Annotated in this window: 18 protein-coding genes; 11 read left to right on the top strand and 7 right to left on the bottom strand. The window is 46.4% G+C overall.

Translation table 11 applies throughout. The annotated features are described in order from the left end of the window. The first annotated feature begins 28 nt into the window (after positions 1-28). The 5 genes from HGO26_RS15510 to HGO26_RS15490 all read left to right on the top strand — a co-directional run bounded on the left by HGO26_RS15510 (position 29) and on the right by HGO26_RS15490 (position 4,146). A complete protein-coding gene (locus HGO26_RS15510) occupies positions 29-202 on the top strand; it encodes a YezD family protein (RefSeq protein ID WP_105250676.1) in 174 nt (57 codons plus the stop codon). Positions 203-291: 89 nt separating this feature from the next. Then, positions 292-1,305, top strand: a complete 1,014-nt coding sequence (locus HGO26_RS15505) for a sulfate ABC transporter substrate-binding protein (protein ID WP_168826301.1) — start codon at positions 292-294, stop codon at positions 1,303-1,305. Between the two features lie 68 nt (positions 1,306-1,373). Continuing rightward, on the top strand, positions 1,374-2,198 hold the full coding sequence (gene cysT, locus HGO26_RS15500) for a sulfate ABC transporter permease subunit CysT (protein ID WP_011790693.1): 825 nt from the start codon (positions 1,374-1,376) through the stop codon (positions 2,196-2,198). Between the two features lie 4 nt (positions 2,199-2,202). Beyond that, the gene (gene cysW / locus HGO26_RS15495; RefSeq protein ID WP_115334702.1) at positions 2,203-3,054 is read left to right on the top strand and encodes a sulfate ABC transporter permease subunit CysW; all 852 of its coding nucleotides are present in this window, start codon (positions 2,203-2,205) and stop codon (positions 3,052-3,054) included. Positions 3,055-3,081: 27 nt separating this feature from the next. Further along, positions 3,082-4,146: a sulfate/molybdate ABC transporter ATP-binding protein gene (locus tag HGO26_RS15490; protein WP_168826299.1), complete on the top strand. Its 1,065-nt coding sequence runs from the start codon at positions 3,082-3,084 to the stop codon at positions 4,144-4,146. Positions 4,147-4,170: 24 nt separating this feature from the next. Here the strand turns inward: HGO26_RS15490 and HGO26_RS15485 are convergent, their stop codons facing one another. Both HGO26_RS15485 and HGO26_RS15480 read right to left on the bottom strand, forming a co-directional pair. Then, complete coding sequence (locus HGO26_RS15485; RefSeq protein WP_168826297.1) at positions 4,171-4,647, bottom strand: cytoplasmic protein; 477 nt, start codon at positions 4,645-4,647, stop codon at positions 4,171-4,173. A 97-nt stretch (positions 4,648-4,744) separates the two neighbouring features. Further along, positions 4,745-8,392, bottom strand: coding sequence for an EAL domain-containing protein (locus tag HGO26_RS15480; RefSeq protein ID WP_168826291.1), 3,648 nt, complete (start codon positions 8,390-8,392; stop codon positions 4,745-4,747). 615 nt (positions 8,393-9,007) lie between these two features. Here HGO26_RS15480 and HGO26_RS15475 point away from each other — a divergent pair. The 6 genes from HGO26_RS15475 (at position 9,008) to cyoE (ending at position 14,581) form a co-directional block, all read left to right on the top strand. Beyond that, positions 9,008-9,397 (top strand): hypothetical protein, encoded by a 390-nt coding sequence (locus tag HGO26_RS15475; RefSeq protein ID WP_168826289.1) that lies wholly within the window; start codon positions 9,008-9,010, stop codon positions 9,395-9,397. 189 nt (positions 9,398-9,586) lie between these two features. Continuing rightward, complete coding sequence (gene cyoA, locus HGO26_RS15470; RefSeq protein ID WP_168826287.1) at positions 9,587-10,690, top strand: ubiquinol oxidase subunit II; 1,104 nt, start codon at positions 9,587-9,589, stop codon at positions 10,688-10,690. Positions 10,691-10,692: 2 nt separating this feature from the next. Further along, positions 10,693-12,672, top strand: a complete 1,980-nt coding sequence (gene cyoB, locus HGO26_RS15465) for a cytochrome o ubiquinol oxidase subunit I (protein WP_168826285.1) — start codon at positions 10,693-10,695, stop codon at positions 12,670-12,672. Between the two features lies 1 nt (position 12,673). Beyond that, positions 12,674-13,294, top strand: a complete 621-nt coding sequence (gene cyoC, locus HGO26_RS15460; RefSeq protein ID WP_011787513.1) for a cytochrome o ubiquinol oxidase subunit III — start codon at positions 12,674-12,676, stop codon at positions 13,292-13,294. Then, positions 13,294-13,635 carry a cytochrome o ubiquinol oxidase subunit IV gene (cyoD, locus tag HGO26_RS15455; protein WP_168826283.1) on the top strand — a complete coding sequence of 114 codons (342 nt, stop codon included), beginning with the start codon at positions 13,294-13,296 and terminating at the stop codon, positions 13,633-13,635. Before cyoC ends, cyoD begins: the two co-directional genes overlap by 1 nt. Positions 13,636-13,648: 13 nt before the next feature. Further along, a complete protein-coding gene (cyoE, locus tag HGO26_RS15450; RefSeq protein ID WP_168826281.1) occupies positions 13,649-14,581 on the top strand; it encodes a heme o synthase in 933 nt (310 codons plus the stop codon). 111 nt (positions 14,582-14,692) lie between these two features. Here the strand turns inward: cyoE and HGO26_RS15445 are convergent, their stop codons facing one another. The 5 genes from HGO26_RS15445 to HGO26_RS15425 form a co-directional block, all read right to left on the bottom strand. Next, positions 14,693-15,217 (bottom strand): protein disulfide oxidoreductase, encoded by a 525-nt coding sequence (locus HGO26_RS15445; protein WP_168826365.1) that lies wholly within the window; start codon positions 15,215-15,217, stop codon positions 14,693-14,695. Positions 15,218-15,242: 25 nt separating this feature from the next. After that, positions 15,243-16,151, bottom strand: a complete 909-nt coding sequence (locus tag HGO26_RS15440; protein ID WP_168826279.1) for a DsbA family protein — start codon at positions 16,149-16,151, stop codon at positions 15,243-15,245. Positions 16,152-16,287: 136 nt separating this feature from the next. Further along, positions 16,288-18,399 (bottom strand): protein-disulfide reductase DsbD family protein, encoded by a 2,112-nt coding sequence (locus tag HGO26_RS15435; protein WP_168826277.1) that lies wholly within the window; start codon positions 18,397-18,399, stop codon positions 16,288-16,290. A gap of 399 nt (positions 18,400-18,798) precedes the next feature. After that, entirely contained in the window at positions 18,799-19,209 is a 411-nt protein-coding gene (locus tag HGO26_RS15430) for a hypothetical protein (protein ID WP_168826275.1), read from the bottom strand. Positions 19,210-19,612: 403 nt separating this feature from the next. Then, positions 19,613-20,362, bottom strand: coding sequence for a 3-oxoacyl-ACP reductase family protein (locus tag HGO26_RS15425; RefSeq protein ID WP_168826273.1), 750 nt, complete (start codon positions 20,360-20,362; stop codon positions 19,613-19,615). Positions 20,363-20,424 lie beyond the last annotated feature (62 nt).

Raw genomic sequence — 20,424 nt, 5'->3', positions numbered from 1 at the left:
GTCAAAAACCACTTACATGAGGACTTATATGGCAACCAAAGAAGATCTACAGACCGTGATTCCCGTGCTCGTCAATAGTTTAGAAAAACTACTGGGTAGAATTGAGTTTGGGACAGTGGAATTAACCTTTCACCATGGGAAATTAGTGCAATTAGAAAAGAAAGAAAAAATTCGTTTAGACCAAGTTACGCCGTCAAAATAAAAACGAAATTTACCACCCAATCAACACAGTTAGACCACATCGCTGACCGGTCAACCGGAAGCCTTATTAAATAATATGAGGATTTCGGTATGAATATTTTATCTCACCTACAAAAAGCAACACTCACTTTAGTTTTGGCCTCTACTAGTTTTCTCGCACTCGCTGAAGATACGCTATTGAATGTTTCCTATGATCCAACCCGTGAATTCTATCGGGAATATAACCAAATCTTCAGCCAATACTGGCAAAAACAAGGCCATAAAGCCCCAACCATACGTCAATCTCACGGTGGTTCAGGCTCGCAAGCTCGCTCAGTTATCGATGGATTAGAAGCGGATGTTGTCACTCTGGCACTGGCCTATGACGTTGATGCATTAAGGCAAAAAGCGGATTTAATTCCTGAAAATTGGCAAAGTCGCCTACCACACAATAGCTCGCCCTATACCTCAACCATAGTGCTATTGGTTCGCAAGGGAAATCCAAAAAACATCCATGACTGGAATGACTTAGTTCGTGAAGGTGTCGAAGTCATTACCCCAAATCCTAAGACTTCAGGTGGGGCGCGCTGGAACTATCTCGCCGCTTGGGGTTATGCACTGAAGCAATACGGCTCAGAAGAAAAAGCGTTAGAGTTTGTCACTCAGATTTATAAAAACGTACCTGTGCTGGACTCAGGCGCCCGTGGCGCAACCAATACCTTTGTACAGCGAAAAATTGGCGATGTGTTCATCGCTTGGGAAAATGAAGCCATATTATCTGTTGAGCAGTTAGGAAAAGGTGAATTTGAAATCATTGTTCCAAGTGTCAGCATTCTTGCCGAGCCACCAGTGACAGTGGTAGATAAAAATGTCGATCTCAAAGGGACACGTAAGTTAGCAGAAGCTTACCTAGCACATCTCTATACTGATGAAGCACAACACCTAGCTGCAAAACACTTTTATCGCCCGACAAACCCAGACATTGCGTTGCAATACAAAGACAAGTTTCCACAACTGAAGCTCTTTACCATTGATGAGGTTTTTGGTGGCTGGAACAAAGCACAAAAAACTCATTTTAATGATGGTGGTCAATTCGATTCTATTTTAACCAAGATTAGCAAGTAATCTTTTACGCGGTTTCATTAATACGAAACCGCCCATTGGTTTCACTTATCTCGCGACGGAATAATGATATGAGCAAGGTTGTCATAAAATCTGTGCTACCTGGATTTGGTATTACCTTAGGCTTCTCAGTTTTATATTTAAGTTTGCTATTTCTTATTCCTGTAGCCGGATTAGTTCTGTTTACGCTGCAAATGAGTTGGGCTGACTTTTGGGTCGCAATTAGTCATCCTCAGGTTGTAGCCTCATACAAGCTGTCATTTACGGCGTCTTTTATTGGCGCCAGCATTAATGCCATTTTTGGGACTCTCGTCGCTTGGGTGTTAGTACGTTATCAATTTTTTGGTAAAAAAGTCGTCGATGCTTTAGTCGATCTGCCTTTTGCCTTACCGACGGCTGTCGCAGGTATCGCGCTCGTAACGCTTTATTCAACGACCGGGTGGGTAGGTCAATATTTACATTTATGGGGCATTAAAGTCGCCTACAGTCAAATTGGTGTTGTGATCGCCTTAACTTACATTGGATTGCCCTTTGTCGTGCGAACAGTGCAACCGGTTTTAGCAGACTTTTCAAAGGAACTTGAAGAAGCATCAGCATCCCTCGGTGCTAATCGATTAACCACCATAAGAAGAGTGATCCTACCTGCGGTATTGCCTGCATTATTAACGGGTTACGCCTTAGCCTTTGCACGTGCAGTAGGCGAATATGGTTCCGTCATTTTTATCTCGGGCAATTTGCCCTATCGCACCGAAATTACTCCGCTACTGATAGTGTCCAAAGCTGAGCAATATGACTATAACGGCGCTGCGGCTATCGGCGTGGTCATGCTCGCAGCAGCTTTCCTCTTATTGTTATTAATTAATAGCCTACAGTGGTGGGCGAGTAAAAGAGGTTAAGTCTATGGGCCAAATATCGACTGTAAATCATCACGCTACTACTGAGGCTCCTTGGATAAAGTGGAGTTTAATCGGGATCGCATTAAGCTTTCTCGCACTGTTTCTGGTTTTGCCATTAGCGGTTGTGCTCTACGGCGCCTTCGAAGCGGGTCTCAAGGTCTGGTGGCAAGCCGTGACAGATCCCGATGCGCTCGCTTCCATTCGACTCACCTTGTTAGTGTTAATTATTGTTGTACCCACTAATGCTATTTTTGGTGTCGCCATCGCTTGGGCCATTGCTAAATTTGAGTTTAGAGGAAAAACCATACTGATCTCGATAATCGATATGCCCTTCGCCATTTCACCCGTCGTGGTCGGGCTGATTTTTGTGATCCTCTTTGGTGCCCAAGGCTGGTTTGGGCCTTGGCTTGCTGCCCATGATTTAAAAGTGATTTTTGCCGTTCCGGGCATAGTCATTGTCATCATGTTCGGCACTTTGCCCTTTATTGCCCGCGAACTCATCCCACTGATGCAGCAACAGGGCAAAGATGAAGAAGAGGCCTCACTCACCCTAGGTGCCAGCGGTTTAAAGACCTTTTGGTACGTCACTCTACCGAACATTAAGTGGGGTTTACTTTACGGCGTGATCCTGTGTAATGCCCGTGCTATGGGCGAGTTTGGGGCGGTAGCTGTGGTCTCTGGACGCATTCGCGGTGAGACCAATACTATGCCGCTACACATAGAAGTGCTTTATAACGAATACATGTTTACGGCCGCGTTTGCCGTGTCATCCCTGCTCACAGGTTTAGCACTGGTCACTATCGTGCTGAAAAGCATTGTTGAGTGGAAAGATGAGCGCAAACATCAAATTAACTAAACGCAACGTCCTTGGGAACAGAGCATTATGAGCATACACATTCAACAAGTTAATAAGCGTTTTAGTGATTTTGTTGCCGTAGACTCGGTCAATTTAGAGATCAAAACCGGAGAGCTGACGGCCCTTTTAGGTCCATCCGGCTCAGGCAAAACAACTTTACTCAGGATTATTGCCGGACTCGAACAGGCCGACAGTGGCATAGTCAGATTTAATGGCGAAGACATCACCACACAGCATGTGAGTGAACGCGGTGTCGGTTTTGTATTCCAACATTACGCCCTATTTAAACATATGACTGTATTCGAAAATGTCGCCTATGGACTCACTGTCAGACCACGAAAGACACGCCCGAGTAAGGCAGACATTGCCGATAAGGTGCATTCATTACTCAAACTTGTTCAATTAGATTGGACCGCCAATCGCTACCCATCGCAACTCTCTGGCGGACAAAGACAACGTATCGCTCTCGCCCGCGCACTTGCGGTCGAACCTAAGGTATTGCTGTTAGACGAACCCTTTGGCGCACTCGATGCAAAAGTCCGCGCCGAATTACGCCGCTGGTTAAGACGCTTACACGATGAGATTAATGTCACTACCGTATTTGTGACCCATGATCAGGAAGAAGCACTCGAAGTCGCAGACAAAATCGTGGTGATGAATCAAGGTCGTATCGAGCAGCAAGGTACGCCAGAAGAAGTTTATGATAATCCAAGCAATCCTTTTGTGTACGAGTTTCTTGGCAATGTGAACCTATTTCATGCCCGGGTAAAACAAGGGCATAGCACTATAGGCAATATCCACATTCCCTCACCTGAACACACGATTAGCGAAGAGCAACAAGGCTTGGCCTATGTTCGTCCACACGAAATCGAAGTACTGACACAACCAACTGAAAATGCCCTTAAAGTCAGTTTAGACTTAGTGACCATAGTTGGCCCTGCAGTGAGATTAGAAGTCCTAACTGAGCTAGATAACCAACTGATCCATGTTGAATTATCTAAAGTGCAATTTAAACAGCTTGGCATAAACAAAGGTGATAGCGCTTGGATCCAGCCGCGCTATACCAAAGTCTTTTTAGGGGAAGGTATTTAGCCACTCACCGCCCTAATCAATAGATCAGAACTTCAAGGTCAAGGACTGACCTTCACCCATTCCCTGCCACTCAACACTCAAATCCATAATCTCATTGAGAATATGATCAAAATCTGTTTGGTTAACAGTAGGAACGGCTAAGTCTCGACTGCTACAGGCTTGCTCTAACAGATAAATAAAGCCGTCATAGGTTGGCGTTTCACCCGACCACAGTAGCGACTGCAGGGTCTCAACTATGGATTCGGTTTGCCACACCTCCGTTTTATCAGCGATGGCGCGGGAGGTTTCATTATGCTCTAAGGTAAAGCTGATATCGGCGCCAGCTCTGATCTGCGAGAAGAAAGCGCCTTGAATATGCAGGCGTTTTTCAACCACATAGTGGATCATATCGTGAGGTGCTATACCTTGTTCTGGCATTTGGGTTTGGGTCACACTACCGTCCATGCGCACACAGCGCAACTGGCCATAACGCTGAGTACCTTTAGTGAAGATGACTTGCATAAAACCATCCTTAGTATTTTGATTAACGCATGCATAATGCGAACTCAAGTATAGTCCAACTCTGCGCCAGCATTAGAAAAACAACAACACTCTGCCGTTATAAATTACGCTGGATAAAGCGGAAACACTCTTCTGCCGCTAAGGGTTTACTAAAGTAAAACCCTTGCACTAAGTCGCACCCCATGCTCGACAATAATACCAATTGCGCCTCGTTTTCAACCCCTTCAGCGACCACAGTTAACCCCAATTCATGGGACATAGAAATAGTTGCAGCGCTAATGGCTGCATCGTTCGAGTCGGTCTCAATATCCTTCACAAAGGATCGGTCGAGCTTTAACCTGTCTAAGGGCAAGAGTTTCAAATAGGATAAAGAGGAATATCCTGTACCAAAATCATCGATGGCGAGCTCGATACCATGTTGGCGCAATTCCGCTAATAGGCGCGCATTCTGCTCAGGATATTGCATCGCCACACTCTCGGTAATCTCCAGCTCCAGTGCGCCTTTGCCCAACTTATGCTTCACCAGCACATTGGTAATATCGGCGACTATCGTATCCTTACGGAGTTGATGTGCCGACAGATTCACCGCCATTCGCAACTCAGTGGCACCCGCAGCGCGCCAAACAGCAAGCTGCGCCATCGCCGTTTCTAACACCCATTGACCAATTGGGATGATCATGTCGATCTCTTCGGCAATGGGAATAAAACGGTCAGGCGCTATCATGCCAAATTCGGGATGCTGCCAGCGCACAAGCGCTTCGACACTGACCACTTGCCCGCTTCTAATATCAATTTGTGGCTGATAATGAAGTCGTAATTCGTCGTTTGCTAACACTTGCCTCAGGCCCGTTTCAATATGCTGGCGCTCAGTGATCAAGGTGTTCATTGCCGCAGTAAAGAATTGATAGTTATTGCGCCCAGCCGCTTTTGCGCGGTACATGGCCATATCAGCATTTTTCATCAAGGCTTCAACACTGTCACCATCATTGGGGAATAAACTGATCCCTATACTTGGCGATGAATGTAATGCTTGATTATTAATCACATAGGTTTGACTCAAACCACTGCGCAGCGCCTCGGCTAAACTGGCCACTTCATCATGGTTTGTATCGGACAAGGCAACCACAAACTCATCGCCCCCCAAACGCGCCACAGTATCATTATCACCAACGATGTATTTCAAACGTCGGGCAACTTCTAACAACAGTTGATCGCCCACATGATGGCCCAAGGTATCGTTGATATTTTTAAAGTGGTCCATGTCGATGAACATTACCGCTATTTGGCTGTGGGATACCAGAGCATCCTTAAACACCACTTCGAGGCGCGACTGCAAGCTCAGTCGATTAGGCAATAAGGTCAAAGAGTCATGATGGGCAAGGAAATGAATGCGTTCCTCACTGACTTTACGCTCACTGATATCGGTAAAGCTGCCAATATAGTGACTCACGGCACCAGAATCATCCCGCACCACAGACATCATCAACCATTTCGGGAAATCGTAGCCTTGTTTATGCCTGTCCCAGACTTCACCTTGCCAGAAACCCGTTTGCTCGAGGGCAGCACGGACTTGAGAATCGATACTTTTATCCGTTCGTTCAGCCTCTATAAAACGGCAGTTTTTACCAATAATGTCCTCTCGGGAATAACCCGTGATCTGAGAAAATGCACTATTCACATCCACAATGATATCGTTGGCATCCATAATCGTGATGCCTTCACCACTCTGCTGAAATACTTGCGCCAAGAGATTTACCCGCGCAACGGTACGCTCCTGCTCGGTAATATCTTCGACAATAAACAAAATTAGCTGTTCACCATTAGCACCAGTAACTAAAGCCCCGTTGAGGCGCACCGCCACTAATTGGCCATTTTTATGTAAATAATGCTTCTGATAGGGGCCGTAACGGCGCGTCTGCTTTAAGCGCTCTAATTGCTCTTCTTCACTTAATTGATAACGCTTTGGGGTAAGATCCCAAGGATCAAGTTGATTAAGCTCATCGAGCGAATAACCCGTAATCGCTTGAAAGGCGGGGTTAATCGCCACAAATTGACCATCATCTAAACGTTTAAGCACATGCCCCACTGGGGCCTTATCAAATAGGTTTCGATATTTTTGCTCACTTTCGACCAAGGTAGCTTGAAAAGCCTGACGGCGGGCAATTTCCTTCGACAATGCCATGGTTTTTTCTGTCACTTTTTCGGCAATACGTTGGCGCTCGCCGGAGGAAACCAGTGTCATGCCGCCCACGACCGCACAAGTGATAAAGGCGAGCAGAAGCATCAGTAGCGATAAGCTAAAAGTATCGCCCATCAGCACCGCATAGGATTGATAAATCACTATATGCCAATGACGATCCGCTAACATCAGGTTTGCCTGAAAATACTGCCCAGTTTTATCGCTGAAGAGCTTGCTGCTAAATTCGGGAAACGATTTTCGAGTATTGCTATAAAGTAAGGTACCGCCCGCACTCATATCTGTCAGTTGCCACTGCAACCCTTTTACACTATCAACATCATCAATAATGCCTTGCAAATCAATTACGGCAGAACAAAACCCTGAGATCTTACCCAATCTGTCAAAAGCAGGAGCAATGAGTAAGGTGCCACCAGGGCCATTGGGATCTTGTGCTAATTGAATCTTGGCTGTCATCACGGGTGCTAACGTCGCACGCACTTTTGCTATGGCAGCAGCTCGCGTCGGCTCACTATTGAGATCTAATCCCAAAGCCGCTTCGTTACCTATCTGCGGCTGAATATACATCACAGGGACTAGCCAACCATCAGTATTCGCCTGCCAGCCTTCGGGACGAGTCACTTTGTAGGAACCACCAACCACAGAACGAATGGATGCCTCAAAACTTTGCTGATCGGCTGCCGCCACAAGCGGTGACCAAGACCAAGCTCTAAAGCCATCCTTCATCAACATATTGCGTTTGCCAAACTGTACAAACTCATCCTCAGAAACCTGCTCGCTATTATCGAACAAGCTTGCTAAGGCAACAATTTGTTGGAGGTTAGCATCTTGAAAACTTTCAATATTGCTAATAATCGCATTAGATTGAACCAGAAACTTATCCCGTAACTGTTGGCGCTGATTCATATCTGAGTAGTAATAAATCCCCACGCAAAATAAAAAGCCCACCAGCAAAGGCACACCCGTCTGAATGCGGCGAGAACGCCAAATAACTCGCTTATCAAACAACAACATAGTCAGAGGGATAAATATCACGGCACCGAGCAAATCCCCAGTCCACCAATTTATTAAACTACCCAGTAAATCGGACTGTGGAATCGTACCGTTAATCACTAAGGAGAAATTGCCAAAAACAGTCGCTACAGTACAAGTTAAAGCTAAACTCAAGCAGGATTTAATGACGGCGTTAGGATTATCTAGGGTGAATAAATGATCGACCCGCCCAAGAACATAGGCAGAAAGCACTGCCTGTATAGATGAGCCAATTGAAATCGCAAAGGGCAACCACCCCCAATGGATATGTCCGCTGATGTTGAGATTAATCAACAAAGAACCAATGAACACGCCAATCCAAGGCGCATATTCCTTCCATAAAACACAAGCGGCAATGGCAATACCTGCGGCAGGCCAAATTGCAGCAGAATATCCAGGCGGCAAAGCAATCATCAAACCAATTTTACCTACAATAACGTAAGCTAAGGCGATGAAAATGTTTACCTTAAGGTATGGGATAAATGACTTTATGTGTAGTCCTTCATGCTGACGCACTTCGAGAATTGAGAAGCATCATGCCCTACTCACAGGCTCAATCTCAAGCACATATCAGGGGCGAGATAAGTTCACAGTTTAATAATCGGTTTATCTAATGTAAATAGCGTAAATGACTGACACAATCACTCATTTAACGCGATGTTTTTATTTGGGATGCCGATCTCAAATGCACTTAATCACACAGCCAAACTTGGCGAACCCAATCTTGTGACAAACAAGCTAACCCATCAAGACAACTATCGGCAACATTAGCCCCGCCATAAAAGTTCAGCTTAGTCTTTTTGCGGGTAAAGCTAACATGTTTATAGGGGCTGTAATCAACTCAATGACGCCACGAGCAAATCAACTTTAGTCAAAATGAATAAATGAGAGGCTTCACAATTTTTTATTTTATGAGAACAAAATCAGCTTAAATACTGTTAATTTTGTAAAATTAACGATCTAATTTAGTTTTAATTAAGGTTTTTTTAATACTTAAGCCCTTTTACTACGGGGATCCGCTTTCATTCAATAGCCGCTTCTTGGTATCCTCCTGCCGCATAAAAAAGTTACATGCTGAATATTTTTTGTTCTGCCAACTGACTCCTTTTCCCGTTCAGCCGGACTCATTAATTGAAATTAGCTCTTAGCCAATTCATTGTTGAAAGATTGAACCTAACTATTCGGCTTTCAACCTTTAGCATGACAAACCTAACCCTGTTTTTCGGGTTATTGTTTGTGCTGCCTGTAGCTGACGTTTTATACGTATTAATCGGCGGTTGTGTTGATATTAGTGAACTCATCAGCCTCAGCAATGGCTTTTTGGTCGAGTTTATCGGCGCTAGTTTGCTCAGCCTGTTATTACTCAATCCCCTCGTTATTCTGCAGTTATGGCATTTAATCGACTGCTGCTTCAAATTTTTCAATCATCTCGATTTAACTAACGCTTCACTTTTTTTAGCACCCCCAAGGCTAAAATCCCTCGAACATACCGCCCACGGTTGTCGCGCTCCGCCATTTTAACCCTCTGTTTTTAAATTCAAATTAAGCATTAAGCGCTGAAAGCGGATCTTAGATTTGCCTCGGGATGGCGGCACATTATTGTGTCATGCCTCTTGGGTTTCAGGATTTGCGCTCAGATAACGCCGCTTAGTGCGACTGCCGGTTAACGCTTGGCAGAGTTGTAAACCTTAGGGTTAGAGGAATCTTCCTTTGTTAATTCGAAAATTAAGTAAAGCAGCAATCGCGGCACTAGCACTCATGCTCGCGGGTTGTGATGGCGGTGTATTGGACCCTAAGGGCCAAATCGGTATCGATGAAAAACACCTGATTATCGTCGCCACCCTACTCATGCTCATTGTCGTTATCCCTGTGATTGCCATGACATTGTACTTCGCGTGGAAATACCGCGATGGCCGTGATCAGGAAATCTATGCGCCTAAATGGGCACACTCAACGGCGATTGAAACCGTAGTGTGGATAGTACCGATTGTGATCGTGATAGTGCTAGGTGTGATCACTTGGGGTTCGACCCATGATCTTGATCCATACAAACCTTTAGATCACGAAGCTAAACCCGTCACGGTTGAAGTGGTGTCGCTGGACTGGAAATGGTTATTCATTTATCCAGAACAAGGCGTGGCATCGGTCAATGAGTTGGCGTTCCCAGCCAATGTGCCGGTGAACTTTAAGATCACCTCTGACACTGCGATGAACTCCTTCTTCATCCCGCAGTTAGGCAGCCAGATTTATTCTATGGCGGGCATGACCACTAAGTTGCATTTAATCGCTAACGAGCCCGGCACCTTCGACGGTATCTCGGCTAACTACAGCGGCGCCGGATTTGCGGGCATGAAGTTTAAAGCGATTGCCACTCAAACACCTGCCGACTTCGAGGCATGGGTAGCCAAGTTAAAACAACAGGGCAAGAAATTGGACTCAGCGGCCTATGCCACACTGGCTAAACCGAGTGAATACAATCCAGTTGAATACTTTGGCTCAGTGAGCAAAGGGATGTTTGACCAAATCGTGATGCAATACATGCACATGGACTCACATGAGGGCATGAAAAGTCACGAAGGAATGGACATGCACGCAGGCATGGAACACATGGGCACTGAGCACACATCTGACATGGCAGACATGAAAGGTATGCACGACATGGCACATATGGCAGGCGAGCACGCGATGGAAAATACACAGAACATGGCCGACATGGATAGCTCAACACCTTCTGTACCGTCATTAACACAAGACTCATCCACAGAACCTTCATCATTAGAGCACTCATCCACTCATAAAGTGGAGGCGGAGTAATCATGTCATTTCTCGGTAAATTAAGCTTAGATGCGATTCCGTATCACGAGCCCATCATCATGGTGACCCTAGCGGTCGTCGCAGTGGTAGGTTTGTATATCGCAGCCTTGATCACTAAACACAAAAAATGGAGTGTACTCTGGAATAATTGGTTAACCTCAGTTGACCATAAACGCCTCGGTATCATGTATATAGTGTTGGCTTTGGTGATGCTCATTCGTGGCTTCTCCGATGCCATTATGATGCGTACCCAGCAAGCACTCGCCACCAACGGCGCCGCAGGTTATCTGCCGCCAGAACATTACGACCAGATCTTCACAGCCCACGGCGTGATCATGATTATCTTTATGGCGATGCCATTTATGATAGGTCTAATGAACTTAGTGGTGCCGCTGCAGATTGGCGCACGCGACGTTGCCTTCCCCTTCTTGAATAACCTCAGTTTCTGGCTGACCGCCTCTGGCGCTGTGCTGATCAATATTTCATTGGGTTTAGGTGAATTTGCTAAGACAGGTTGGGTGGCGTATCCCCCCCTCTCAGAACTGGCTTACAGTCCGGGGGTTGGAGTCGATTACTATATCTGGGCACTGCAGATTTCGGGCATAGGGACAACCTTAACCGGGGTGAACTTTATCGCCACCGTACTTAAGATGCGTGCCCCCGGCATGAAGCTGATGCAAATGCCAATCTTCACTTGGACTTGTACTTGGGCGAACATTTTGATCGTCGCGTCATTCCCAATCTTAACCGCCGTGTTAGCCATGTTAACGCTCGACCGTTACATGGATTTCCACTTTTTCACCAATGACGGTGGCGGTAACGCCATGATGTATATCAACCTATTTTGGGCGTGGGGACATCCTGAGGTTTACATCCTGATTTTGCCTGCTTTTGGTATTTTCTCCGAGGTGATCTCAACCTTTACGGCTAAGCGTTTGTTCGGTTACACCTCTATGGTGTGGGCGAGCGGTGCGATTTCAATTTTAGGTTTCATCGTTTGGTTACACCACTTCTTCACTATGGGCTCAAGTGCCAACGTCAACGCTTTCTTCGGGGTGATGACTATGGTGATTGCGGTTCCAACCGGGGTAAAACTGTTTAACTGGTTGTTCACTATCTACCGTGGCCGCCTACGGTTAACGGTACCTGTGTTGTGGACGCTAGGCTTTATGGTGACTTTCACCATAGGCGGTATGACAGGTGTGCTATTAGCCTTACCAGGAGCCGATTACGTTCTACATAACAGTTTGTTTTTAATCGCGCATTTCCATAACACTATTATTGGTGGTGCGGTATTTGGTTACTTAGCTGGCTTTGCTTACTGGTTCCCTAAAGCGACAGGTTTCCACTTGAATGAGCGTTTAGGTAAAGCGTCATTCTGGTGCTGGCAAATCGGTTTCTACGTGGCCTTTATGCCGCTGTACGTATTAGGCTTTATGGGTATGACGCGCCGAATTAGCCATACGGATAACCCGGCATGGAATCTGTGGATCTACTTAGCCGCCGTGGGTGCTTGCATCATCATGGTCGGTATCATTCTGCAGTTTATCCAACTGTACGTGAGTATCCGTGACCGCGACCAAAACCGCGATACTACGGGCGATCCATGGAATGGCCATACTTTAGAGTGGTCAACCGCTTCACCACCCCAGTTCTATAACTTCGCTAAGCTGCCACAGGTTGCTGATATCGATGCCTTTACCGATACGAAAGAAAAAGGCTTTGCTTATCAAGGCCTCAAACACTATCAGCCAATCCATATGCCGAAAAATACCTCAAGCGGTATCTTAATGGCGCTGGGGATCACTGCCGCGGGTTTTGCCGCTATCTGGCACATTCTGTGGTTAGCCATTGTGGGCTTAGTGGGCGCGTTTATCGTGTTCTTATTCCGTGCCTATAACAATGACGTCGACTATTACGTGCAACCCGATGAAGTGGCTCGCATTGAAAATGCCCACTTAAACAATGTAGTAAGGGGCTGATATGAGTATTGCAATCCCAGCAGATTTAGAAGTAGCTCACGCAGAAGATCATCACGAACACCATGATACGAGTGGCAACACTCTGTTTGGTTTTTGGATTTACCTGATGACCGACTGCATTTTGTTTGCCTCGGTTTTCGCAACCTATGCAGTGCTCTACATGAACACGGACGGTGGCGTTTCGGGTAAAGACATTTTCGAATTGGACTTTGTGCTGATCGAAACTGCCGCCCTGCTCGTTAGTAGTATTACCTATGGCATGGCGCTGATTTTTGCTAAACGCCATAACAAAGCCGCGACCTTGGCTTGGTTACTCGTCACCTTCGCCCTCGGTTGTGTGTTTATCGGGATGGAAGTCTATGAGTTCCATCACCTGATTGAACACGGCAATGGCCCACAGCGTAGCGCTTTCCTGTCGTCCTTCTTCACCCTTGTCGGTATGCACGGCTTGCACGTGACCGCAGGTCTGATTTGGATGGCGATTATGATGATTGAAGTGGCGAAAACCGGTTTAGGTCATCGCAGCATCACCCGCCTGAGCTGCTTAAGCCTGTTCTGGCATTTCCTCGACATAGTGTGGATTTGTGTATTCACGGTCGTGTATTTATTGGGAGCACTGTAATGAGCGCACATAGTCATACTGATAAGCATAGCCATGGCACTGACGATCTGGCCGCGAGCATTAAGTCATATCTAATGGGCTTTGTGCTGTCAGTGGTATTAACCGCCATTCCATTTTGGGCCGTAATGACCCATCACTTCGAGAAAGCGACCACCCTCAGCTTAGTGCTAGTGATGGCGATAGTGCAGATAGTGGTACATCTTAAGTACTTCTTGCACTTAGATTTCTCGAAAGAAGGCAAAGTAAATACCTTCTCCTTCCTGTTTACCGCCCTGATTATTGTCATGGTCGTCGGCCTGTCGGTGTGGATCATACTCGAAGCCAACGCTTTGATGATGTAACGAGAAACAGTCTATGCAAACACAAGACAGATTTATGTCACCGCAATGGAAAGCACGCTTCAAAGGGTATGTGCAGGTTACTAAGCCTGGCATCATTTTCGGGAATCTGATTTCCGTTGCTGGCGGTTTTTTATTAGCCGCCAAAGGCGACGTAAATTTGGTCTTGATGCTGGCGAGCTTAGTAGGATTGTCCTTGGTTGTAGCCTCGGGCTGCGCTGTCAATAACTGTATTGACCGTGATATCGACGCCAAAATGCAGCGAACCTGCAAACGCGTGACCGTCACGGGCGAAATTGCCGTGGGTAACGTACTCGCGTTTGGACTCGCCTTAGGTGTGTTAGGCTTTAGCATCTTAGCCTTGTTTACCAATGCATTAGCCCTGCTATTTGCCGTTATTGGTTACATCGTTTATGTGGGGGTTTATAGCCTCTACATGAAACGTAACTCAGTGTATGGCACTTTGGTTGGCAGCTTCTCGGGTGCAGTACCGCCCGTGGTTGGCTATTGCAGTGTGACAGGGCAAATGGACATGGGCGCAGCTATTTTGCTGTTGATGTTCAGTCTATGGCAGATGCCACATTCCTATGCCATCGCGATTTTCCGTTTTAATGACTATGCGGCCGCTAATATTCCTGTACTGCCGGTTGCAGAAGGCATGACCAAGGCAAAACTGCATATCGTGCTTTATATTGCTGTGTTCGCCTTAGTCAGTGCGCTGTTACCACTCGCGGGTTACACAGGTATCGCCTTTATGGCAGTCACCTGTGCCACTAGCCTGTGGTGGCTTGCCATGGCATTAAAAGGTTATCGCCACGGCATCGACATGCACCGCTGGGCTCGCCAAGTGTTTGGTTTTTCAATCATCACTATTACGGCGCTCAGTGTGACTATGGCGCTCGACTTCCAAGTTGTGAGTCAGGCACCACTACTCACTTTAGTGAAGTAAATCCTAAGCTTTCAGCTAGTTGTCTAGACCTGAAATAAGTTGATAATACAAAAGCGCTAACCTAGATTAGCGCTTTTTTTCTACCTTAAAACAGCCCCTGATGTATCACTTCTAAGTGAACATCATTCGCCACCACATACCGGGTAGGCTAGTAAAACCTGTCGTATAGTGTTTTAGCTCACCCTCTTTAAAGATCATAATGGTTGGCGTCGCCTGCAATGACCAATCACGGGCAATCTTGCTGTCACTATCGTTAATAGTGTTAAAGCCATAGCCTTGATGCTGAAGATATTTTCTCAGTTTCTCATCCTCACCCGAACTCATGGCAACCGTCACCACGGGGTAATAGGCCGACATTTGATTGACCGCCGGGCTGACAAAATTACACACAGGACACCAAGTGCCCCAAAAGTACACCAATACCGCCTGATCTTGGCTGAGCGTGGCAATATCAAGCGTATCCCCTGCCAACGTCGTCCCTTGGAGTTGCGGCAAATTATCCCGCGGGATATCTTTGCCGCGCCAGATGTCCATCACGCTGGTCACGATAAGAGCAATGAGCAGCCAAAGTGCCAGCTGCTTAATCCAGCCCAATATGCGTTTAGGTAAAGATATCGAAACCTGTTCGGCGCTCATATTTTCAGTTTCCTTTGGCGGCATCTTAACTGCTCTTCTGCGTCTTATCTTTAGCGGCAATCGCGGCTTCAAGCTGCTCTTTTAACACTTCGTAAGGCACTAATCCGGGAATAAGCGTATCGGCCACTATCATACTTGGAGTGCCACCTATACCTAACTCATTCATTAAATTAACATTGTCATCTACCATTTTAGCCACGCGCGCATCTGTGTTGCCAACCCAACGCTCGGTTGCCGTCAGTTTAGCGACCTTAGCGATGGCGGCGGCATCGAGTCCACGCGGACTCGACATCAACATATCCTTCACCTTGAGATACTTTTCAGGCTCGTTTAACCAAACCGTTTGGGCAAAATCGACTGCCATTTTGGAGCCTTCGCCCTGTAGCGGTACCATTTTTACTATGATTTTTAACTGCGGAAATTCTTCAATCAGCTGGTTCAGCGAAGGCTCGATTTTCTTGCAGTATGGGCAGTTAAAATCGGTGAAGTACACCATCTCAATCTCAGGTGCCGCAGAGCCCTTCCACGGATCGCTTTTGGTCTCATACATGGCTTTATGATGGGTTACTAGGCTCGTTTGCATGGCTGTATTGGCACCCTCTTGCTCCCTTGCTTGCCACGCAATAATTGCTTCTCTCATTAGGTCAGGATCATTGATCAAGGCATCTTTAAGAATCGCTCGGACCTCTTGCTGCTGGGCAGCCGATAAACTGCTGTCCTTGGCATAGGCCATGGTGCTCACCGAAGGCAAGGAAACCACCAGCATTGTCATGGCGACACCCGAGACAACAAACATCTGTAACTTGCGATTTTTTCGTAAAGAGCTAAATAAAGGACTAAATAAAGAGCTAAATTTCGACATTTGGGTGCCTCCAATGGCTTGAGTTTTCTGCATTGATTCAGTGTTGTTTTGTACTTCAATCTTCTGTTTCATAATCGATTTCCATTGCCTTAGGTTAGGGTTATCCCTGCCCTGAGTATTTGTTGAGTGCCACTCGACTCGCTATTGAATGAGACTCGCCAGTGATATTGCCGAATGACATGTCCGAGTGAATGGCTGTTCGTTCGCGTTATTCCCCTGCCGCTACGGATGACTTTTCAGGGGACGCTGAGGCCTGCTCAAACGCAGCGAGCACAAGGTCAGTCGATAGAATTTCAGGTAATTCAATCCCCTGCGGTGCACCCGGGCCGTAAACCACGTTGAATGGCACCCCGAAACGATGATGGCTTTGCAGGTAGTGAGTTATGGGCTCAGAAGGCGTGGTCCAATCGCCCTTCATCGGCACAATATGCTGCTGTTGCAACAGGCTATAGACTGGATCTTGCAAGATCACGCCAACTTTATTGGCCTTACAAGTAATGCACCAATCGGCAGTCACATCGACAAACACAGTTTTGCCTTGGGCGACCTGCTGATTAATCAATGCTTGATCCAATGGCGTCCAAGCAAGATCCGTAGGTAAAGGTTTAGCCCACTGGTTCGCCGTCATAAATGCGATAATCGCCGACAGTAAAATGCCGATACCTAAGCAGCTCACAATGGCAATCGCGCCATATTTTTTAGCCATAAACACCATAAATATCAGTGTAATAATGCCAGCTAATGGCCACAGGTAGATTGTATCAATGAAGCTGGACAACAGGCTAATGAGCCACAAACTGGTGAGTAGTAACATGCCGGAGAAAAACACTTTGACTGTGTTCATCCAGCGACCGGGTTTAGGGAAATAACCCGCCACTTGCGGAAATGCCGCCACAATCAACCAAGGGAACGCCATACCCACGGCCAACGCGGTAAAGATGGCAAACAGGCTCAGTACATCGGCGCCCAAGGCGAAAGCGACCGCAGTCCCCAAGAAGGGTGCACTACAGGGCGTCGCTAGCAGTGTGGCGAACATGCCCTGTAAAAAATGGCCGCTGTTATTATTGCCGCCCGTTGTCGCCAACTTGGTTTGCACGTTAGAGGGTAAGTTGATCTCAAACACACCTAACATATTGAAGGCAAACACTATGGTCACCAGCGCCATAAAACCGATAAACCAAGGGTTTTGGAACTGCACACCCCAACCAATCGCTTGACCCGTGAGCTTAAGCATTAAGATAAAACCAGCCAGTAACCAGAATGAGGCCAATATCCCCAGCGCTGATGCGATGAACTGTTGGCGGATTTGATTACGCTTAAGATCAGGCGCGGCCACCACTGAACTGAGCTTCATGCCGAGAACGGGTAACACACAGGGCATGACGTTTAAAATCAAACCACCAATAAGCGCTAACAAAATCATGCCAAATATCGAGGTACTTTCTTGAGTAATCACCACAGGCTTCACTTCGGCGCTGTATTCCAACGCCCGCTCGCTATCGGCGACAGTCATGTTCAACGATTTACCCAAAACTTCAGGCTCACCCAGCCAACTTTGACCAGTGAAAATACCGACCAATTGCTTGCCGTTAGCATCACTTTCGTTTGGTTTTAAGCTCACTAGCTTAAATGTGGTATCTGACTCGCCATCGATAATCACGGCTGGACTTTGCCAGTTGGCATCATTGAGTCTGACTTCAAGTTGACCTTTGGCGGTATCCCAACCCATTGTCATCGCAGGATTTTGGCCCTCTTGGGTCAACACTTTTTGCGGCACAAGCGACTCGGCTTTGTTGTAGGCCAACATGGCATCGGTATCCGCTTGCAGCGCATTGGGCGTGAAGTCGAGACTAATCTGATAATCCGTCAGTACACAGATGGTGGTACAGGTCGACAAGGTCACTTTGCCACGCAGCTGAGTTGGCGCAGCGATATCATCGACTTTTAGGGTTAATGGAAAGGTGGTATTGCCTTTATAACCAAAGGTTTGTAATCCCAATAATGAGAATTCCTCTGGCGCAGGCCATCTCCAATCCACTTGCTGTAGATTGCGTGAGCCATCCCATTTTATCGTCGGCGCGATACCGCCTTCCCCAGGACTACGCCAATAGGTTTTCCAATCGCCCTCAAGTTGTACTTCAAGCACAGCGGGCAAAGTATTCGTTGCAGGATCAACCTCCCCCGTTAGCATAAAACGTACTTTGGCTGGCGGGTGATTATCATTAACCAACCACCCCGTCGATGCGGCCATTAGCGACGGACTCGTCACTATCAAGGCGAGTATCCAGAATCTGGTTAACATGGATTTTAATGTACTCATTTTGTCCCCCAAATATGCATTAACTGTTTGTTATTCAATTGCATATTAATCTCTTCGATATGTCGTCAGCATTTGCCATTGCAATACTTAAGCGCTGTTAGACCAAGCTAAGTTAAACAAGACTCTGTGATGCTGCGTGCATGCTTACCTTGCTTTTAGGCCATATAAATATTGGCTAACGCTATGTTCTGGTTACCAATATCGTTATGGCTTAAGAAACATCAGCGTGATAGAAGGCTTAAGTTCAAGCAGTCAGATAGGGAGGTGTGATGTGTAAAATTGGATGTTCTGTAGCCGCTTAACTTTCTTTTCTACCGGCAAACTGGCGAGAAAAGTCAAATATTGACTGAGAGAAAGCATGCCTAAACAAACCCACCTATCAAATTGATAAATAAGTTTTTATTCTTGAAAGCGACAATGTGTGAGATGTATTCGCCTAGGTTTAGCTTGATAACCTTGTATGGGTAACAGTGTTATCACGCGGGAGGCGCGGGGAAGTAACGGCAGTAGGAACAGCAGGATAAGAAATGGGATGGTACTCGGAGTGTCGATACAGGTTCGGATCGATTTCTCAGACAATTCACATTTTTTAGGTTCACTTTTGACCAGCTCAGTACCTGCCGCTTGAGCATCGGCGTGGCTAGCCATATTGTTTGAAGCTGAACTTGAGTTTAAAACTGAGTTGGCGCTAAAACCAGCACCAGAAAAAGACGTAGCCGACATCGCTTGCGCGCTCGACTCCTTGAGCAACAAGTTAAGTATTCCACTATTTTGAGTCAAACAGAACAAGGTCAGAATGGTAAACACCATCACGCCCCATAAGTTGCCTGTTTGCTTAGTCGATAACTTAGAAATTTGGATTTCCCTTCGTCTTATTCTTTGATAATAAAGATAAAAAATGAGTGTCTTTCAACAGATAGCTGAAGATAAGACCGGCGGATTGTAACAATAGTTCATCAACAAGCAAATTATTTTGCCTTGCCTGAGTCAAGCCATAGTCCACCATTTCAATAAAACCACGCTTTGCTGACGGATAATTTGAGTAACAACGACCTAAGGTCTTACCATCATACTCAACGAGTTTTTATGCTCTAACATATTGATTTTTCATAACTAGCCACAGCTTAAGTAAAGCCCGCCAGAGTGACTCTTGTGCAGGCTTATTAATGATTGGAATCAAACTTTTTGCCTAAAAGATAAATACAGGCAAAACTTATGCAGAAAACCCACCATCAATCATCAAACTCGCCCCTGTGATATAGCCCGCTTCTGGGCCCGCAATAAAGGCGACAAAGCTGGCGATCTCTTCGGCTTTACCGTAACGCCCTAGTGCGCCTATCGCCTTAACGGGCTCGGATGAATCACCGTTATCAGGGTTCATATCGGTATCCACAGGTCCAGGCTGAATATTGTTCACCGTAATAGCTCGAGGGCCTAAATCCCGCGCGAGTCCTTTGGCCAAACCGACTAAGGCCGATTTACTCATGCCGTAAATCGCACCACCTACAAACGGAATACGCTCAGCGTTTGTGCTACCGATATTGATGATCCGGCCGCCGTCATTCATGTGCAGCGCGGCTTCTTGGCTCGCCACAAACACACTGCGCACATTAGTGTTAATTGTTCGCTCCCAGTCCTCTAACGTCAGGTTCTCGATGCTATCCCAAATCAACGTGCCCGCATTATTGACCACTATATCTAAGCCACCGAAATGCTCTTTGGTCTCGCGGATGGCACGACGAATCGCATCAGGCTCTGTGCTGTCGGCCTTAATGGCAATGGCTTGACCACCATGGGTGATAACTTCGTCAACAAGCAATTGTGATTGGGCTTCAGATGAAACATAGGTAAAGGCAACTGCTGCGCCGTCACTCGCTAAACGTTTAACGATGGCGGCACCGATACCACGACTACCACCTTGTACAAAAGCCACTTTACCTTGCAAATTATTCGACGATTTCATAGTTAGCTCACTCAATAGGGATAAAAATCTATGGTATAAAAAAGCGTTGTTAATCAATCACA

The sequence above is a fragment of the Shewanella oncorhynchi genome (assembly GCF_012584455.1).
Lineage (GTDB): Bacteria > Pseudomonadota > Gammaproteobacteria > Enterobacterales > Shewanellaceae > Shewanella > Shewanella oncorhynchi.
The sequence above is the reverse complement of the archived record's forward strand: the minus strand, read 5'-3'. Positions and strand labels throughout refer to the sequence as shown.

What these genes read in the sequence shown, in the direction of transcription:
- HGO26_RS15510 (WP_105250676.1), top strand. Translation starts at nt 29, where the DNA reads ATGGCAACCAAAGAAGATCTACAGACCGTGATTCCCGTGCTCGTCAAT.
- HGO26_RS15505 (WP_168826301.1), top strand. Translation starts at nt 292, where the DNA reads ATGAATATTTTATCTCACCTACAAAAAGCAACACTCACTTTAGTTTTG.
- cysT (WP_011790693.1), top strand. Translation starts at nt 1,374, where the DNA reads ATGAGCAAGGTTGTCATAAAATCTGTGCTACCTGGATTTGGTATTACC.
- cysW (WP_115334702.1), top strand. Translation starts at nt 2,203, where the DNA reads ATGGGCCAAATATCGACTGTAAATCATCACGCTACTACTGAGGCTCCT.
- HGO26_RS15490 (WP_168826299.1), top strand. Translation starts at nt 3,082, where the DNA reads ATGAGCATACACATTCAACAAGTTAATAAGCGTTTTAGTGATTTTGTT.
- HGO26_RS15485 (WP_168826297.1), bottom strand. Translation starts at nt 4,647, where the DNA reads ATGCAAGTCATCTTCACTAAAGGTACTCAGCGTTATGGCCAGTTGCGC.
- cyoB (WP_168826285.1), top strand. Translation starts at nt 10,693, where the DNA reads ATGTCATTTCTCGGTAAATTAAGCTTAGATGCGATTCCGTATCACGAG.
- cyoC (WP_011787513.1), top strand. Translation starts at nt 12,674, where the DNA reads ATGAGTATTGCAATCCCAGCAGATTTAGAAGTAGCTCACGCAGAAGAT.
- cyoD (WP_168826283.1), top strand. Translation starts at nt 13,294, where the DNA reads ATGAGCGCACATAGTCATACTGATAAGCATAGCCATGGCACTGACGAT.
- cyoE (WP_168826281.1), top strand. Translation starts at nt 13,649, where the DNA reads ATGCAAACACAAGACAGATTTATGTCACCGCAATGGAAAGCACGCTTC.
- HGO26_RS15445 (WP_168826365.1), bottom strand. Translation starts at nt 15,217, where the DNA reads ATGAGCGCCGAACAGGTTTCGATATCTTTACCTAAACGCATATTGGGC.
- HGO26_RS15440 (WP_168826279.1), bottom strand. Translation starts at nt 16,151, where the DNA reads ATGAAACAGAAGATTGAAGTACAAAACAACACTGAATCAATGCAGAAA.
- HGO26_RS15435 (WP_168826277.1), bottom strand. Translation starts at nt 18,399, where the DNA reads ATGAGTACATTAAAATCCATGTTAACCAGATTCTGGATACTCGCCTTG.
- HGO26_RS15430 (WP_168826275.1), bottom strand. Translation starts at nt 19,209, where the DNA reads ATGGTGTTTACCATTCTGACCTTGTTCTGTTTGACTCAAAATAGTGGA.
- HGO26_RS15425 (WP_168826273.1), bottom strand. Translation starts at nt 20,362, where the DNA reads ATGAAATCGTCGAATAATTTGCAAGGTAAAGTGGCTTTTGTACAAGGT.